This window comes from Vibrio ulleungensis, from assembly GCF_016900875.1.
In the GTDB taxonomy this organism is placed as follows: domain Bacteria; phylum Pseudomonadota; class Gammaproteobacteria; order Enterobacterales; family Vibrionaceae; genus Vibrio; species Vibrio ulleungensis.
Genome location: NZ_JAFEUM010000001.1, coordinates 713,328 through 730,818 on the forward strand (window position 1 = coordinate 713,328; position 17,491 = coordinate 730,818).

Here is a 17,491-nt window from a genome sequence, read left to right on the forward strand (position 1 = left end):
AAACAATAAGCGGCGCTTGCGCCGCATCATAAAAACAAAGGATAGAAGTATGTCGATGACATTAGTGAAAGAAGCCGAGTTAAGAGATCTTGCGTTGACGAAGTTGGTCGCTGCAGGTTTAGACGATAAGACCGCACAGGAAGTGACGGACGTATTGATTCATGCAGACATGACAGGCGTTCACTCACATGGAGTTATGCGTGTCGAGCATTACTGTAAGCGCCTTACAACAGGTGGCTTAAACAAACATGCGTCTTTTTCAATAGACCAAATTTCACCGTCGGTCGCGGTACTTGATTCAGATGACGGTATGGGACATTCAGCGTTGATAGCGGCCACTGAGCACGGCATTGAGATGGCAGCTGAAACGGGCTTAGGGTTCGTCAGTGTTAAGAACACCTCTCATTGCGGTGCACTGTCTTATTTTATGGAGCAAGCGACTCGCGAAGGCATGATTGCCATTGGTATGACGCAAACGGATACCTGTGTGGCTCCCCATGGTGGTGCTGAGCGTTTCTTGGGTACCAACCCAATCGCGTTCGGATTCCCAGTAGAAGGCAGCCATCCAATGATTGTTGATATGGCCACCAGTGCGACGGCTTTTGGCAAATTATTGCACGCGAAAGAAACGGGAACAGAAATTGGTCCTGATCTCGCGATTGATAAAGAAGGTCACATGACCACAGATCCTCACAAGGTTGAAAATTTACTGCCATTTGGCCAACACAAAGGGTCGGGCATTGCCCTTGCAATTGATGCACTTACTGGCGTCTTGATGGGGGCGAATTACGGCAACCACATTATTCGTATGTATGGCGACTACGACAAGATGCGTAAGCTCGCAAGCCTAGTGATCATTATCGACCCAACCAAATTAGGTACGCCGCTGTTTGCTGCGACCATGGCAATGATGACCAGTGAGCTTCGCGCCGTTAAACCGGTACCAGGTGTTGAAAAAGTCATGGCACCAAATGATCCACAAGTGGCGTATAAAGCCAAATGTGAAGCTGAGGGAATTCCGGTTGCTGAGGGGGTGTATCAGTATCTAAAAGGGTAAAACTTAGGGGGTAGGTGTTTCACTGTTTTATTTAGATATGTTCCGTAGAGGGGGAATCTCTACATTTTGGCCGCGCTTTGATCGATAGTCTTCAGGGCGTGGCCTTTTTTTACCTAAAACGGCTTCGGAGATTACGTTGATGCCAAAACTATCGTTTAGAAACAAAATATTGTCTGTGATGGTACTACTGTTGTTACTGTCTATATTGGCGTCTTTTTTAAGCGCGAGAACGTTGGTAGAAAAAGATTTTTACGCCAACGATAGTCAACAAATTCAAACACAATTAGATTTGGTTTCAGAGCGAGTCGAAGTGGAACTCCAGTCAGCAGTGAAGCTTGCCAACAGTATTCCATTAAACCTGTCTAACATGGCTCAGGTACTGGACTCCTCAGGCTTTTATAGAATCACTAAGGTAATGTATGGATCGGTATTTTCGCCCGACCCAAGCATAGAGTATCAAGCCGGCTTGGCGCCCACCTATTTAGAATTTTCCCCTCAGCAAGAGCAGCATTACCAAGCGATTGCAACTCAGGTGGAACAGGGTGCCTCAATTCGTTATGTCGAACTCGTTGACGATAAACTAATTATGACAATCGCTATCGCTTCGATAGACAGTTCTGGTGGTATCGATGTTTTCGAAGTCAATTTACAGCCGATTTTAACCAGTTTAGAGGCCATTCATTCTGATGCTGGAGGGCTAGAGCTGCTCACCGCTGATGGCGAATTGCTGTTCTCGAGCGTGTCATTTCTCGAAGGTAATGCCACACATCAACAGCCGCTGCTTACAAAACAGATTGAGGTCGGTGATAGCGCTTGGGCGCTTCACGGCTATCTCAATCAACAATACATTCATAGCCATACTGACGCCCTGGTTGTAAAAGTGGCCCTGCTTAGCTTGGTGTGTGGCGTGGTATTTATTGGGTTGGCGCTCGTGGCGCTCAATGTGACCTACAGGCCAATCATTGCGCTGCGTCAACTCATTGAAGAATTAGGGTCGGGCGAGGCTGATCTCACCAAGCGCCTTGAGGTCCACAGCTCGGATGATATTGGCCGCATTTCTGCCAGCATAAATAGCTTTGTATCCAACTTACAGTCGTTGATGCAGCAGGTAAAACTTACCAGTACAAGCGTTGCACAACAAGCGAATGAGTTAGAAGGGCGAGTGTCTTCCAATCAGCAACAAGCAGTCACACACAACCAAGAGATCGAGAAAGCGGTGACCGCGATCAACGAAATGAGCACAGCTGCTGATGGGGTTGCAACCATAGCCAGTGAAGCCGCGAGCGTCACCAATCATGCAATGATGGTGAGTAAACGCAGTCAAAAGAGTGTTGAGCACGCAGTAACAAACGTAGATTCACTGACGTTAGAAATGGAAAACATGTCGAACTCTGTGGGTAGCATGGTTGACGATGTGGCAGACATTTCTGAAGTGCTCAATGTTATTGGGGGAATAGCAGAGCAAACCAATCTTTTAGCGCTTAACGCAGCTATTGAAGCTGCGAGGGCGGGTGAGCAAGGCAGAGGCTTTGCTGTGGTTGCGGATGAAGTTCGAGCATTGGCTGCCAGAACTCAGCAAAGTACTGAACAAATTAGCGCCATGCTGGCAAAACTTGAGAAAGGCAGTCATCAAGTGGTGCAAGCGCTCGAAGAGACAAAATCCAGCAGTAAGAGCACCTCAATCAGTACCAATCAAATCAGTCGAGATCTTGATGATGTTACCACGGCAGTTCATCAGCTTACTGATCTCAATGATTCTGTCGCTCAATCTGCTAGTGAACAAAAACAGGTGAGTGAAGAGATCAATAGGAATATGCATACGCTCTATTCTGTTGTGTCGGAGTTAGAAGAGAATAGCCAAGCTGCGGTGAGCAACACCCATACTTTACTTGATAAAAATCGCCAGCTAGACGCATTGGTTGGCCGATTTAAGATTGAAAAGGAGGCGTAAATGGCCACGATTAAAGACGTCGCTAAATTAGCCGGTGTATCGGTTGGGACCGCTTCACGGGTGCTGAACAACTCGCCGCAAATCAGTGTGCATTCCTACAACGCCGTGCACAATGCCGTAAGGCAACTAGGTTATCGAAAAAATGCAATGGCAAAAGCCTTAGTGAGAAGCAAATCCGAGACAATAGGCGTGCTGGTTTCGGACGTTGGCGTTCCCTTTTTTGGCGCACTCGTCAAAGGCGTCGATAATGTAGCGCGTCAAAATGGCAGGCATGTATTGGTGGCCAATGGTTACCACGATGCACACCAAGAGAAAGAGATGCTAGAGCTGTTATTAAGTAATGGCTGTAAGTCTATTGTTGTGCACTCAAAAGGTCTAAGCGATGACGTACTCAGTAGGTATTGTCAAGAAGCACCTGCTTTAGTACTCATTAATCGTCATTTACCGACGGCACGTGAGCGGTGCCTATACCTAAATAACTTCCAAGGCAGCCTAGATGCGTGTAATGAACTCATTGCCAAAGGTCACAGACAGATAGCGTATGTGTGTTCAAACGAAGATATCCCGGATGCAAGAGAGCGCTTGCAAGGATACAAAGCAGCAATGGACAATGCGGGCTTACACTTTGATATTAATAACGTCTACTTTGGCGAGCCGACCGATGAAGGTGGGAGGGTCGCTACTACAGCGTTAATCCATTCAGGTAAACGATACTCGGCAATCGCGACCTATAACGATTCGATGGCGTCTGGTACGTTAGAGTGCTTGCAAGATAATGGGATATCCTTACCGCGACAAATATCGGTCATTGGGTTTGATAATGAATACATTGCAGGTCACCTTTATCCAAAACTTACCACTATGGCGTATCCCATTTCACATATGGCTACCTGCGCTGCACAACTCGCGTTGGATTTAGAGTCAGGTATGCCTGTAAAAGCGGATATGACACACGAATTTAAACCAACACTGGTACAGCGAAAGTCAGTTATTGAACGACGCTAGCCCGTCTATAGAGGGGCGTGATATCGACGCAAATTAACAGTCCAAAAATCCGTAGGATCCCGGTAATTTTGATAGATTGAGCAAGGTTTAAGTCGAACACAATAGCTATAATAGTTAGGTACCAAATGATCGCAATGCTCGTTGAAACGCCTAACACTATTTATCGAAAATCAACATACAGTTGCGACATGAAAGGAGCGCTTCAAAGCTCGGGTTTGAAGCAATTGTCGCAAGGATACGCGGCCTAACTTCAAGGTTTGGACATACAAGGTATGTCTAATCTGTAAGGAGTGATGTATGGACAGCAAGTCGGTATGCAGTATTGTGATGGCCTGTGTGATTTTTGTTGGCTGTAGTCAGCCAGATTCTTCCCATTCTGATGATCAGCAATCTGATTCTATTGAAGAGACTTATTACTACGATACTGAGCCAGTGACACCACTGGAATTAGATTTTTCGTTTGGCTGAAGGTGACTGTTAGCCAGTGGCTCGCCAATCAATGAAATGTCGAATGGCTCTAAAATACAAAGCGACCTCGCGGCCGCTGTGTATGACTTCGTACATCGTAACAAGACGACTATTTTTGTAATACTCTCTTTTCTAGATCTCGTAATGCATCTTCCACGCTTTGGCGACCATCGATAATGTTGGTTAGTGCGGCATTCTGGCCACTCCAAAATGCCATCATTTCCGGTATGTTAGGCATTAACTCTCCATTTTCTGCATTAATCATGGACGCTTTTAGGCGTTCGTCGCTGCTGAGCTGCTCCGCGAAGCTCTTTAAAGCAGGGACACCGATGGGCACCTGGCTGTTCATAAAGGTTAACGAATCAATCGACAGTAGATACTGTTCAATAAACTCTTGAGCAAGATCCTTGTTTGGAGACGCGCTATTTATGCCAGCCATCAATATTCCTACAAAAGGTTTTGATGGATTTCCTTTGTATTTAGGAAGCTCGGCTACACCATAATTAATCCCTGTTTTGTCTAGGTTTGCCCATGCCCAAGGGCCGTTAATCGTCATTGCGACCTGTCCTTTGTTAAAGTCACTTTCTGCATGAGCATAATCCATATCTTTTGAGATTATCCCATCATCAATAAGCGATTTTAGGAAACTCATTGTCTCAACAGCCTGCGGACTGTTTACCGTCGTTGAACTCGCATCAAGTCCCGTCTCAGTGCGTTCAAAGACATAGGCTCCTGCAGCCGAAAACAGAGGTTGAGTGAAGTAGGGCGATTTTATTTCCCAAGCGATGGCCTTTTTACCCTGCTTGGATAACTTTAGGTCCAGTTGATGAAGGTCTTCCCAGTTTTCTAGAGGTTTGTCTATAAGATCTTTATTGTACAAAAGAGAGATAGATTCGGCGGTTATCGGATAACCATAGTGCTTTCCTTTGTAGCGTGTCGCCTCCCAGGTATAGTCTGAAAATAACTGTTTAAATTCCCGGCTAGGCGTGACTTCACGGACCAGACCTGCTTCGGCATAACCACCAAATCTGTCGTGAGCAAATATCATCACATCGGGTCCTTTGCCGATCGATGATGCTTTGACGTACTTCTCTTCTAAACCGTCAGGGTACTCCACTATTACTTTTACCCCGGTGTCCTGCTCAAAAGTGGTTACTGCGTGAGTCATCCCTTTTTGACCTTTATCTAAAGGCATCCAAATGGTGATGCTTTCGTCACTAAAAGCGGCGGCATTGGCTGTTTGCAGGGCGCAAAAAGCCGCCACGCTCAAAAGAGCATGTTTCTTCATGATTCGTTCCTTGTGTTGTTACGAGAGGCTTGTCCTTAGTACGGTTCGTAGCGACCGCTTTTAAGGGGTCGTTGTTATCCGGTATTCATAGGGGGAAAACTCATAGGTATTTTGGTTTATGGTTATGGATTGTGATTCTGCTGACAGGTTGATGGTTACTTCAACGCGGTTACTGTTTTTACGACGTACGAAGCTAAGTACATGGTGGTTATTTGTTTCTAAGAACTCTGGCTGTGCACCAAATTCGCCGTTCCATAAAGCGCAGTTGTTGCGTTTTAAGGCAAGCAACTCACTATAAAATTGTTGTAGAGGGAAGTCTCTCCAGTTAATGGCGTCTTTTTCGAAAAACGCCAAGCGCTTATCAAGAATAGATTCTTGTCCGCTGTAGATGAGGGGCATGCCATAAAGGGTCATTGTGAGCACGGTGAATGCTTTGAAGGATTCACCGAAATACTCACGATCACTTGCTTCCCATGTGTTTTTGTCATGATTGGTGGTAAAAAGCATGCGGTATGCATCACGAGGGTAACGAGAAAACAGGTCGTTATAGTAGGCGATTACATCCATCGCATCTTTTCGACCCGAAGCGATATCGCCCATTAAGGTATACAAATCCCAATCGTAAGTCATATCGAACGCCTTGCGATGTAATTCAGGCGAAGACCATTCTGCAAGCATAAACAGGTGCTTGATTTTGTGGAGCTCTTGAGTTGCATATTCCCAAAATGGTGTAGGGACCAAACCTGCTACATCACACCGAAAACCATCGATGTCAAATTCAGTGACCCAATAAGCCATGGCATTTTTCATGCCTTCCCATAGGGCTTTGTTGTTGTAATCTAGACCTATTACATCGGTCCAGTATTCGACTTTATTGTTGTCGCGGTAAGTGTAAGGAAACAACGAACCACCGTCGTCTTTTTGATACCAGTCTAGATGCTCACTCACCCAGATGTTGTCCCACGCTGTGTGGTTGGCCACCCAGTCCAAGATCACGTACATGCCAAGCTGATGCGCTTTATTGACTAACGAAAGTAGGTCTGTTTTGTTACCTAAAGCTGGGTCAAGCTCAAGGTAATTCTTGGCCGCGTACTGACTGCCTAACGTTCCTTTGCGATTAAGTTCGCCAATGGGGTGTATAGGCATGAGCCAAAGTATGTCGACACCCATATCGTGCAATCGAGGCAAATGGGTCATGAAAGCCGAAATGGTACCCTCTGAGGTGTACTGTCGAAGGTTGACCTCATAAATATTTTTATCTTTGGTCCACTCAGGGTGATTGAAAGGAGTTTGGGCTAAACGTGTCACTGGGTAATCCTTAATATAAGAGAGATAATATGGGGTTATTTAAGCTGCCATTTGTCTACGATGGCTTCTGCTTGCAGAATTAGATTCAAGTCAATGGTCTTTTGGAGAGTGGCAGCATTTGCGATCACTTGTTCAACAGTATGTGCCCCCGCTATTACTGGACCAACGTGAGGCTGGTTTGTAAGCCATTGCATGGCTAAGGCGGTAATTGACACATTTGCCGAATCAGCAAGACGTTTCAGCTCTTCTACACATTCATAATATGACTCAAACAAAGGGTCATTGAGTTTAGGGTTGTTTGATCGATCGTCATGATGGTCAAAATTATTGTGTCGTTTAAACGTGCCTGTTAGTAAGCCTTGCATTAGTGGACTGTAAGGTAGGTACTTCAGGTCGTGCTGCTCACAAAATGGCAGTGCTTGCTCGCGTGCTCTGTATTGTAATGGGATTGAGTGATAATGCGTTGGGTTTTGCTCGAGTAAATTATACAAGCCTTGGAAAGTCGCGACGTCTACACCTTTCATCATTTCTAGTGTCATCTCGAGCGAATAGTTAGACACGCCAACGTGTTTGATTTTTCCTTGGTGCTTCAGTTCCGCAAGAGCGTCGGCGGTTTCACTAATAGGCGTGTTAGGATCGGGCCAATGCACTTGGTAAAGATCGATTACGTCCAGGTTAAGTCGGCTCAGGCTCTGGTCTATTTCTTTAAATATGTTTGCTTTACTAAGATCATTGCGAACGTCACCAGCATTATTCCATGGCAATCCACATTTTGTGGCAACGATGACTTTGTCTCGCTCTATCCCTTTTAGAGCCTTGCCGAGGATGGTTTCAGCATGACCCTTTCCGTAAATCGGGGCTACGTCAAAAAAGTTGATATTATGATCGATCGCGGCTCGAATAGTCGCAATTGAGTGCTTATCGTCAATATTATTCCATGTGCCACCAATTGCCCAACAGCCGAACCCAATAGCTGAGGCGTTTAGGTCTTTGACATTTTTGTATTGCATAATCTTCTCTATAAAAGTGTATGTGTGGGTCGTAAAATCCGGTCTCTATCATTCAATCGGATACGTTGTAACCAGTATTTATATCTATCGTCGAGCGGATTGAACCGGTTCAATATGGGGTAATAGTAGTAATACGGGATAAAACTGCGAGTAAATCAGCACAAAGCTGCGACTTAGATCTCTATGTGTAGGGCAAAAATCTAATGATTAGTGATAAAGGTCAAATTCAACATTGAACCGGTTCAATATTGCCCCCAAAAAGGCCATCAATTATTCGAATAATAAGATTAATTACGGTATTATTAATAAGTTAACCTCAAGGATTTAGACCCACCCATGTCGACACCGGAATTTGCTAAACAGCCAAAGCCAACGCTTAAGAACATCGCTAAGGAACTTGGCGTTTCAAAAGCGTCGGTGTCGAATGTATTTAATAAGCCGGATATCGTCTCTCCGGAGCTAAAAGAGAAAGTTCTAAAGTATTGTGAGCAAGTGGGCTACGCCGGCCCTAGCGTCACTGCAAGAAGTTTGATCACTGGAAAGACCGATGTCGTTGGAGTGTTCTTATGCGACACCCTAGCGTTTGGATTTACCGATCCAGTTGCAAGCCAATTTCTAGCAGGGGTTGGCCAGACACTGGACCTTCATCACGCCAGTATGCTTTTGTTGCCCACCAGCGAGGCGCACTATCAAAACAGCCCCATCGAAACAATGCCTGATAGTTTTATATTGTATGGTGAACCACTGGATAAGCGCATTACAGAGCGGCTTATACGTCAATCTAAACCTATGGTAACGGTCGACTTTGAACTGCCTATGAGTTCATGTCGGCAGGTGGCAATCGACGATCAAGAGGCCGCCTTTAAGATTGCCAGTTATGCCATAGAGAGGCATAGCGCCACACAAGCGAGTTGTCCAGAAGTACTGATCCTCGGACTGCGGCTTAATGAAGGTTCAGTCCCTGGTCCTGTGAATATGCAGCAGTTATTTGAACCAGAGTTCTCTGTCTCTCGCAAAAGACTCGACGGTTATCAAAAGGCGCTCTCCAGCAAACAAGTGCCTGTTAAAGAGGATAACGTTTGGCATTTACCCTGGCTTGAAAGTGAAGCGATCCGTACTATGGTTCGCGGTTTGCTTACTGACACAACAAGAACCGTCCCTGATATCATTTTATGTATGAGTGACAAGGTGGCGATCGCAACGCTACAAGTGGCTAGAGAGCTCAATATTGACGTACCCAACCGGACGCAGATTGTTGGTTTTGACGATATTGAAAGCGCGGCTGATTATGGCCTAACGACGATTGCTCAGCCTATCTTTGAAAAAGGCGAAGCCGCTGCGATGATGGCGCTAGGGCTTGAAGCACAAGAGAACGTCACCTTAAGTACTCAATTTGTAGCGCGTCAAAGCACCCGATAGCTCGCTTAACCGAAGTCTCGTTTTACCCATTCTTCTAATTGCTGCATGCGACTGAGTACGTTTTTGAGATTTTGCTGCTCAACGGTCGTCAGTTCATCGATGGCAAGTACGTCATTAACTTTGCGCAAATCTGTGTATTCGACCAGTTGATTCATAAACCTTAAATTCCACATATGGTCAAACAAATAGACCATTTCTCGTAGTGTTTCAGCATCAAACAGATCGTGCGTGTGGAGCTGTCTTAGTCGCTCAATGGTGCTTATTTCTCGTATATCAAAATGCAGAGCGTATAAGCGACAAAATATCTCCATAGGTCGAAGGCAATCTTTTAGATTTATCGACGTTATCCCTTCATACTTCTCTGTGATTAACTGGCCACTGCTGTCGAGCGGAACGTGATAGGAAAGACAGTTGAGCGAATATATTGGTAGAAACTCAGGTTGCTTAGCTAACACACTTTGTATATGGGTTTGAATACCATCAACCAATGTGGCGTGCCCATAGGTTGAGCGAATGTCGAAAAATACATTGAGCTCCAAAATAGTGTCGGGCGTTGCACTTTCAATCCAGTCAGTGAAGTTTTGCTTCCACTCTTGTTGGCTTAAGCACCACTGATGGTTAGAAGCCATGATCAGTCCGTCACAGTAGCGATAACCAGCTTGATTCAATAGGGCGCAGACCTTTTCGGCTAAATGCAAAAAGTAACGTCGAATGGACTTTAAGTCGCTATCGTCAGGAGTTTCAAAAACGATAGCATTATCTTGGTCGGAAAACAGTGTCATATCGTGGCGTGCATTACTGCCAAAGCTTATGAAAGAAAAGGGCACTGGTGGCTCGCCAATGTCTGCGATGGTTAACTCGATAAAACGGCAAATAGCGGCATCGTAGGTTAAACCAATAAGGTTGCGTAGGTGATGCGGCCTTGTACCTACTTCAATTTTGTATCGAATCTGATCCGCTAACTGATTGAGAGACTCCACCACCTCGCTGTGCGTATTTGCCTGCTGAATATGATCGACAATTGTCTGGTCTGCGTGACTGCTTAATAAGGAGGTTGGCGTAACGCTGGTGCCATATATTTTACGAACAATAGGTCGAAAGCTCACAACATGCCCCAGTTTTTCGGCAAGGAAAATCTTAGATGTAGTGAGAATGATATCTATGTGTTGACCTTGCTTTGTTTGCAGTTGAGCTTCGAACTCTCCAGGCTCAGCTTGTTGCTTGAAGAGCTTTAACAAGTGTTCAATAACTTTGGTATTGTGCGGCGCTGTAGAAAACAGCTTCTCCCAAATCGTGTTCGATTTGAGGTCGTCTTGTTGATACCCCAATAACTGTCTCAGGCGCGTGTTCGAGAACAGTACCTGTCCATCAGCCTCTAATATATATCCTTCATTGGAGGACTCGACTAAGGCTCTATAACGATCTTTTGCTTCATGTAATGCAAGCTCTGCTCGTTTTTTCTTGAGCTCACTCTTTCGCGATTGGTTAATGACGTAACTCATCAACGCGATCAAACCAATGGTAATCACAACAAAGATACGTGACATGGTATTTTCTAACTTTGCAATGCCCTGCTCAACGTCTTCGATATAAACGCCGGTACCGATGATCCAATCCCACTCTTCGATGCCTTCAAGGTACGTCATCTTTGGGGCGGTAAGGGTAGGGTCGTCTTTCCATTGCCATTGATACTCGAGAAAGCCTTGCTGGCTTTCGTTAACCAATTGCACCATCCTAACAAAGACCGACGGACCGTCGTCTTGAGCATCGTTACTATAGTGAGTAAGGTCTTGGCCGGTTAAGTCATTGCGGTTGGGGTGCATTACCATTTTGGGGTGCATGTCGGTAATAAAAAAGTAATCGCTGTTTTCTGGGCCGTATCGCATGGTTTTAATTTCGAGCGCAGCTTTTGTTTGCGCACTCTCTTTGCTTAACACGCCTTGCTGTTCCAGTTCGACATAGCTATCTACAATACTCACCGCTGCTGAGGTCAGCTCTCTTAGCATTTGCCGTTTTTGTTCAACCATGGAGTCTTCGACCAATGGCACAATCACATAAATAATCGATGTGATGAACAGGATAATTGCGGCAATGGTCGGCAGAACAATGCGGTAGCTAAAATGCTTAAGCGGATGACTGGCGCTGGGTTCTTGTTGATGCAGTCCATCAAAGTAATCAGCGAGTTCTCGTTCATCGAGTACTTCTTCTATGGAGTCGCTATGAGTTCTATCGTGATATTTGGCGGTAAACGTGCCATTTTCAAAATCCGCTCTACCAGGTAAGTAGCCTTCGTAGTCATCCTTTATGTGGGTTTCGAAAACATCTTTTATTTGTTGCTGAGTGTAGCGTCCACCAAATTCACGGTATGCTTCTCCTAGAGCTTCTTTACAGTGGCGAAAGCGGCGATGGTCAAAGGGGTCATAATCCAGTTGTTTGGCCATGTGCTGGGCATGATCTTTACCATCGTGATCAAAGAACCCGTCAATCCATTTATGGATATCTTCTCCCCGGACGCCAAACAATGCTTCTGTGCGCGCAGCGTGTTCTGATATTTTCATCGTGCAGTTACATCTCGCTCTGTTTAACGATTAACTAACACACAAAAAGTGTGCGCCAAGTAGCAACTCTGTCTATTAATACTACAATACACCCGTACTTCATCCCCTAAAATAATCTAAGTCAATTTCTGTTACAAAATGTTTCTTTAGACTGCTTCTAGTGCGATTGACGCACGTTCAGTGACCGAAAATGGTTGGTCACCGTATTCATTAATAAGCTTGCACACTGTCTGTCTCCTCTTTATTTAAAAGTAAATGGAGATGCAAGGTAGCGTCTGGGATGTCGTCTCGTATCAGCTGAAGGTTGGTATACCGAGCGCAAGTGAGACTGAGCAGTGAACGCTTTGCTTTGAAGCCTAATAAGGAAATGTTACATGTCTAAATCTGGAAAGACATTTTATAGAGATATGCGCAAGAAAGCGCAAGATTTTGAAAGCAGGGAAGAATTTTTAAACCATGACCTAAAAATCATGAGCTTTAAGCGTTGGGGTATTCATTTACCTTCACGTGATTATAGTGTGGAGATTGAAGATTGGGTGCCAGCTTTAGCGGCAACGATTGGTAAAGTGGTCATGGTAACGGCAATGGTGGCGGCGTTTGCTGCTCAATTCGGTTTATCGCCTGAATTTGTGGCTGAAAACGTCCGTTATGAGCTGCTAATCGCAGGCGCGCTATTTGTTATTTTGTTCTCCGCCATCTTAAACCCTAATGCCAACCTAGCGGGTACACATGGGCCGATGATTCCATTGATCCCTTTGATTGCCGCAGCAGGCGGGCACCCACTCGCACTGGGCATCATGGTGTGTGTGTTTGGCCTTATCCTCGCCTATACCAAAGGGGGTTCAAAGTTAATGACCCTCACAGGCGTTGGGGTTCGAGGGGGCTTACTGATTTACTTAGGGGCTGTGGGTCTTATTGGGCAAATTAACAAAACTGAGGCTTGGGCGAGTAGCACCGATCAAGGTTACATTTCGTTTGCGGTCATTGGTGTAACGGTAATGGTGTATGCCTACCTCGCCAAGATCAATAAGCGTTGGCTTGCAATTCCATTGTGTTCTGCGTTGGCAGGAATAGTTGCCTATGTGTTGGGCGCAGACTTTTCGTTTAGCACAGCGCCAGGTTTGCCGCACTTTAGCCCATTTTACTGGTGGGGTGAGGATACCGGTTGGAAACTTGGTTGGCCGACTTTAGAGCACTTTGTTGCCGTGGTTCCATTTGCGTTATTGGCAGTTGCAATGTGGTCTCCAGACTATTTAGGACACCGCGTATTCCAAGAGTTGAACTATCCAAAAGAAGCCAAAGGCGTTCTGATGGATGTTGATGACACTATGATGGGTGCGTCCATTCGACAAGGTGTGGGCTCGTTTCTTGGCGGTGGTAACTTAGCGTCTTCGTGGGGTACTTATATGATCCCAGCGGCCATCGCTAAGCGACCTATCCCAGGTGGTGCGTTGCTAACCGGCCTCATGTGTATTATGGCGTCTGTACTAGGTTATCCAATGGATCTTGCCATGTGGGAGCCAGTATTGCGCGTTGCTTTGATTGTGGGTGTGTTCTTACCGCTTCTTGAAGCGGGTATGCAAATGATCCATAAACATAAAGACTCACTGAGTGCGGGCATCTGTATTTTTGCGTGTGCGTTTGTAAACCCAGTATTTGGTTGGGCAACAACTATGTTGCTCGATAACATGGGTTTGATAGGCGATCATGAGCGTGCAAAATCGCTTTCAGCTCAAGATAAGTACTTAATCCCAGGTATTGCATTTTTTATCTGTGTTGGGTCGCTTGCATTGGTTGGCCAACTTCCTGGTATTCCAGCCATTATTGGCAACTAAACTCGATAGATCACAAAAGCACCGACATTGTTCGGTGCTTTTTTTGTCTAAACGTTGGGAGCAAGAATGGCAGCTATCGCACTACCGGCATAATCGAACGCTTTATTTAAGTGCTTTTCTATAACACCACAAAGTGGCAACAAGCGCTGGAATACAGATTGCACCTGCCTTAGCGTATGCCAAAGGAAGTATACGTTGCAGCTCTACGACGACGAACTCGCTCATAGTACTTTGACCAGCTGCGTCATTGAGTGCGCTAGAAACAGCCATATAGTCGAACGTGATCTGAATGGCCGGCCATAAATAGCCTAGGGTACCGATAATAGAAAGTAGTGCGAAGCTAAAGAAGCCGATTACAAAGGGATTGGTGGTTGGGTATGCTTTGGTAATTTGGTTCATAGTACCTGTCCTTGGATAAAGTTATATTTTCATTCGTCGTCCGAGTTGTCCCTTAACTCTTTGTAACGAAATCATGCGCTGAATCTTTCAACTTCAACAGGTCTTGAACTGACATGGTCAAACTGTTCAGTCTAAGAACTCCGTTGATTGCATGCCTTACATTGTACGGTAATAGGAAGACACTCCCTACAGAAATTCTACTGAATCATGTGATCTCGATAGTCGATTTAGAACATTTGAGTCTTTTTGATGCTGTGTTGATAAAAATAGTCGTATTTAGTTTAAAAACCGTTTGGAGATTCGATTTTTGACGTTTTAGATGAAGCAAAAAAGTGGCTTCGTGTGCATAGGTTCCTAGTGTCACTATGCATTTTAGTCATAGAGTAATTGTCTATTTATCATTTGTATCTACCGACGGCTATTCTTATACTTCGCGCCCTCAGTTTGCTACCGCTTTTGTTATGCACCTAACTTCTACCATGTTGACACAATCACCACTTTGGCTATTTAAATCGCAAGCAATGAGCGCGCAAGTAGCTCGTTGGCTGGTGGTTTTAAGTGTAACCCTATTTTCGGTCCATCATTGCCAACCGTTATTAGATTTGCTTGCAGAGCAAGCTATGGCTGCGGGCTGTCATCAACATGAAGACATAAACTCTCACTCGCCTATGGATACGCACATGGGCAAACATATTCACCATCACTAGGATCATTATGAGCATTTTTCGGTTTCCACCAATGGTATGGATTGGCATTGGTATACTTATTGTGAGCTTAGGCATCAGGCAGTCTTTTGGCATATTCATGCTGCCTATTTCGGACCATTTTGATAGCGGTCGAGAATTTTTCAGTTTTGCTATCGCGCTACAGAATCTATTGTTCGGCGTTTTCCAGCCAATGGTTGGTATGGCCGCCGATAGGTTTGGTGCAAAGCGCATTGTTATTATGGGCGCGATTGCGTACGCAACAGGTTTGTATATCACGTCGATAGCAACGTCGGCCGCGGTTGTCTATGTTTCGCTTGGCGCGCTAGTGGGCTTAGGATTAAGTGCCACCAGTTACGTAATTATTTTGGGTGTTGTGGCAAAAGTGGTACCAGCACAGCACGCTGCAAAAGCGTTTGGCCTTACCACTGCTGCTGGGTCATTTGGTATGTTTGCAATGATCCCAGGCGCGCAAGCGTTATTGAGCGAATTTGGCTGGCAAGGCGCTATGCAAGTATTTGCGATGTTGTGCACCGTGATGGTGGCGTTTGCGTGCTTTATCAAAAGCTCATCGTCTAATAGTGATGCGAGTGGAGTACAATCTCCAAGCTCCGTCAGTTTAAAGCAAGCGTTGCAGGAAGCCTTTCGTCATAAAGGTTATTGGCTTATTCACTTAGGCTTTTTTGTGTGTGGCTTCCACGTGATGTTTATTGCAACGCATCTTCCAAGCTATTTGGCAGACAAAGAGCTGCCTGCATCGAGTGCCGCGCTTGCGCTTGCCTATGTAGGGATATTCAATATATTTGGCAGCTATTTCTGGGGCATGATGGCGGATCGATTTAACAAACGTCACGTTATGTTTGTATTGTATCTTTTGCGTGCAGCGATTATTGCCGGATTTGTGACGTTACCTATCACTCAATATAGCGCTGCCATATTTGGTGGGGCTATCGGTTTCGTTTGGTTAGGCACCGTCCCGTTAACCTCTGGGTTGGTCAGGCAAATCTTCGGGGCGCAGTATCTCTCTACGCTGTATGGACTGGTGTTTTTTACTCACCAAGTGGGGAGCTTCTTGGGGGCATGGGCTGGGGGATTGATCTATGACTACTACGGTTCTTACCAACCTATATGGTGGTCAACAGTCGCGCTGGCACTTATCGCCGCCGTGGTGCATTTGCCGATTAACGATAAACCGTTAGCTAGGTTGGCTATAGCGAGTTAGCCCTGAACTATTCCGTACACTAAGCCGTTCACTAATATTAGGTTAAGCGTGGCAAACCCTATTGCGCCCCAATGCCTTTGCTTTATACAAGGCTTCGTCAATGGGTGCCAAGCAGGTTGATAATGACATGGGGCTTTCTATTGTATTTGCGCCTATTGAGATGCTAATAGGGTAGTGTTCGCCTTCAATCAACTGATTAGAACTTACGTATTCTCTCAGGTTATCCAAGGTCAGCTCAAATTGGCTGGCCGTTTTTCCTAACTGAAAAACGATAAATTCTTCACCTCCAAAACGTCCAACTATCGTACCTTCACCGAGTTGAGTTTGTAAGAGCTGAGCGAGTGAGGTTAATACTTGATCGCCAACAAGGTGCCCATGGGTGTCATTAAGCTGCTTAAAGTAGTCAATGTCGATAAGCGCAATATTGAGTGTGGCGCCACTTAACATGCAATCGTAGCGCATTCGTTTGTATTGCTTTTGATAGCTTAGACGATTACTTAGCCCCGTTAGGGGATCGATTTCAGAGAGTAACTTAAGCTGCTCTTCGGCTTCGGTGAGTTTTTGAATGAGATTCTTTTGTTTTTCGTCAGATCGAAGTGCATCGGTGGAAATGTTGTACACCAATCGGTTAAACACGAGGAAGTGCACGACCCCCATAATCAGCACAACTACGACGGCAATGTTAGGCTCAAAAATTAAAAAATAGACAATGGCGGGAACAAAGCAGCTGACAAAGAAACCGATATAGCTGGCGCGACTTAAGGTTAGGTGAGTAAACCCGGTAAATGCCATTGCGGTAAGAACCAAGGTAGCACTGAGCGAGAAGGTGTACTCTCCCAACTGTAATATCAGGCAGTAACCCACACCCCATGCCAAGGCGTTAAGCGTAGGACAGAATGCGAACAATAGGTCATACGCCTTTTGGTACTTAAATCCGTTTTTCACGTTCGAAACTAGGTATGTTTGCAATATAAGCCGCAACAGCAATACCGCGCACAAACCTAAATACCAATATAAGGCGATGTGTCCAAGCGAAGAGCTTAAATACATATAGCCGCTGCATACACCGCCAATTACTAGGTGGCTTACAATACTGTAAGTTAGATGGCTGTGAGTGATGAGATATCGACGTTGGAATACTTGGGCTTGATTTGACATACAGTTAGTGAAACTAAAGGTCCAAGGCAAACTTTACCATATGACATATTTTTAGTTGAGGACCTAGGTCATAAAAATCAACGAATTAGGGAGCCATCATTCACCAAGG

At 45.2% G+C, this 17,491-nt stretch carries 14 protein-coding genes; 8 read left to right on the top strand and 6 right to left on the bottom strand.

Annotation, left to right across the window (positions count from 1 at the left end; all coding sequences use genetic code 11):
• The first annotated feature begins 49 nt into the window (after window positions 1-49).
• The 4 genes from JQC93_RS03310 to JQC93_RS03325 all read left to right on the top strand — a co-directional run bounded on the left by JQC93_RS03310 (window position 50) and on the right by JQC93_RS03325 (window position 4,481).
• The gene (locus JQC93_RS03310) at window positions 50-1,057 is read left to right on the top strand and encodes an Ldh family oxidoreductase (protein WP_236009261.1); all 1,008 of its coding nucleotides are present in this window, start codon (window positions 50-52) and stop codon (window positions 1,055-1,057) included.
• A gap of 139 nt (window positions 1,058-1,196) precedes the next feature.
• Window positions 1,197-3,008, top strand: coding sequence for a methyl-accepting chemotaxis protein (locus tag JQC93_RS03315; protein WP_205157026.1), 1,812 nt, complete (start codon window positions 1,197-1,199; stop codon window positions 3,006-3,008).
• Window positions 3,009-4,013 carry a substrate-binding domain-containing protein gene (locus tag JQC93_RS03320; protein WP_205157027.1) on the top strand — a complete coding sequence of 335 codons (1,005 nt, stop codon included), beginning with the start codon at window positions 3,009-3,011 and terminating at the stop codon, window positions 4,011-4,013.
• 297 nt (window positions 4,014-4,310) lie between these two features.
• Window positions 4,311-4,481, top strand: a complete 171-nt coding sequence (locus JQC93_RS03325) for a hypothetical protein (RefSeq protein ID WP_205157028.1) — start codon at window positions 4,311-4,313, stop codon at window positions 4,479-4,481.
• A 109-nt stretch (window positions 4,482-4,590) separates the two neighbouring features.
• On the opposite strand, the gene malE is transcribed toward JQC93_RS03325, so the two are convergent.
• The 3 genes from malE to JQC93_RS03340 are packed head-to-tail and all read right to left on the bottom strand — an operon-like array spanning window position 4,591 to window position 8,087.
• On the bottom strand, window positions 4,591-5,769 hold the full coding sequence (malE, locus tag JQC93_RS03330) for a maltose/maltodextrin ABC transporter substrate-binding protein MalE (protein WP_205157029.1): 1,179 nt from the start codon (window positions 5,767-5,769) through the stop codon (window positions 4,591-4,593).
• Window positions 5,770-5,829: 60 nt separating this feature from the next.
• Entirely contained in the window at window positions 5,830-7,077 is a 1,248-nt protein-coding gene (locus JQC93_RS03335) for an alpha-amylase family glycosyl hydrolase (protein WP_328833085.1), read from the bottom strand.
• Window positions 7,078-7,112: 35 nt separating this feature from the next.
• Window positions 7,113-8,087: an aldo/keto reductase gene (locus JQC93_RS03340; RefSeq protein WP_205157030.1), complete on the bottom strand. Its 975-nt coding sequence runs from the start codon at window positions 8,085-8,087 to the stop codon at window positions 7,113-7,115.
• A 336-nt stretch (window positions 8,088-8,423) separates the two neighbouring features.
• Here JQC93_RS03340 and JQC93_RS03345 point away from each other — a divergent pair, with 336 nt between their 5' ends.
• Window positions 8,424-9,506, top strand: coding sequence for a LacI family DNA-binding transcriptional regulator (locus JQC93_RS03345; protein WP_205157031.1), 1,083 nt, complete (start codon window positions 8,424-8,426; stop codon window positions 9,504-9,506).
• A gap of 5 nt (window positions 9,507-9,511) precedes the next feature.
• Here JQC93_RS03345 and JQC93_RS03350 read toward each other — a convergent pair whose 3' ends face one another.
• Window positions 9,512-12,064, bottom strand: coding sequence for a DUF294 nucleotidyltransferase-like domain-containing protein (locus JQC93_RS03350; protein WP_205157032.1), 2,553 nt, complete (start codon window positions 12,062-12,064; stop codon window positions 9,512-9,514).
• 374 nt (window positions 12,065-12,438) lie between these two features.
• Here JQC93_RS03350 and JQC93_RS03355 point away from each other — a divergent pair, with 374 nt between their 5' ends.
• Window positions 12,439-13,899, top strand: a complete 1,461-nt coding sequence (locus JQC93_RS03355) for a DUF3360 family protein (protein WP_205157033.1) — start codon at window positions 12,439-12,441, stop codon at window positions 13,897-13,899.
• 102 nt (window positions 13,900-14,001) lie between these two features.
• Here the strand turns inward: JQC93_RS03355 and JQC93_RS03360 are convergent, their stop codons facing one another.
• Complete coding sequence (locus JQC93_RS03360) at window positions 14,002-14,298, bottom strand: hypothetical protein (RefSeq protein WP_205157034.1); 297 nt, start codon at window positions 14,296-14,298, stop codon at window positions 14,002-14,004.
• 521 nt (window positions 14,299-14,819) lie between these two features.
• Between JQC93_RS03360 and JQC93_RS03365 the strand changes: the two genes are divergently transcribed.
• On the top strand, window positions 14,820-15,005 hold the full coding sequence (locus JQC93_RS03365) for a hypothetical protein (protein ID WP_236009262.1): 186 nt from the start codon (window positions 14,820-14,822) through the stop codon (window positions 15,003-15,005).
• A gap of 7 nt (window positions 15,006-15,012) precedes the next feature.
• A complete protein-coding gene (locus tag JQC93_RS03370) occupies window positions 15,013-16,224 on the top strand; it encodes an MFS transporter (RefSeq protein ID WP_205157036.1) in 1,212 nt (403 codons plus the stop codon).
• A gap of 42 nt (window positions 16,225-16,266) precedes the next feature.
• Here the strand turns inward: JQC93_RS03370 and JQC93_RS03375 are convergent, their stop codons facing one another.
• Window positions 16,267-17,382 (bottom strand): GGDEF domain-containing protein, encoded by a 1,116-nt coding sequence (locus JQC93_RS03375; protein WP_205157037.1) that lies wholly within the window; start codon window positions 17,380-17,382, stop codon window positions 16,267-16,269.
• Window positions 17,383-17,491: the final 109 nt, after the last annotated feature.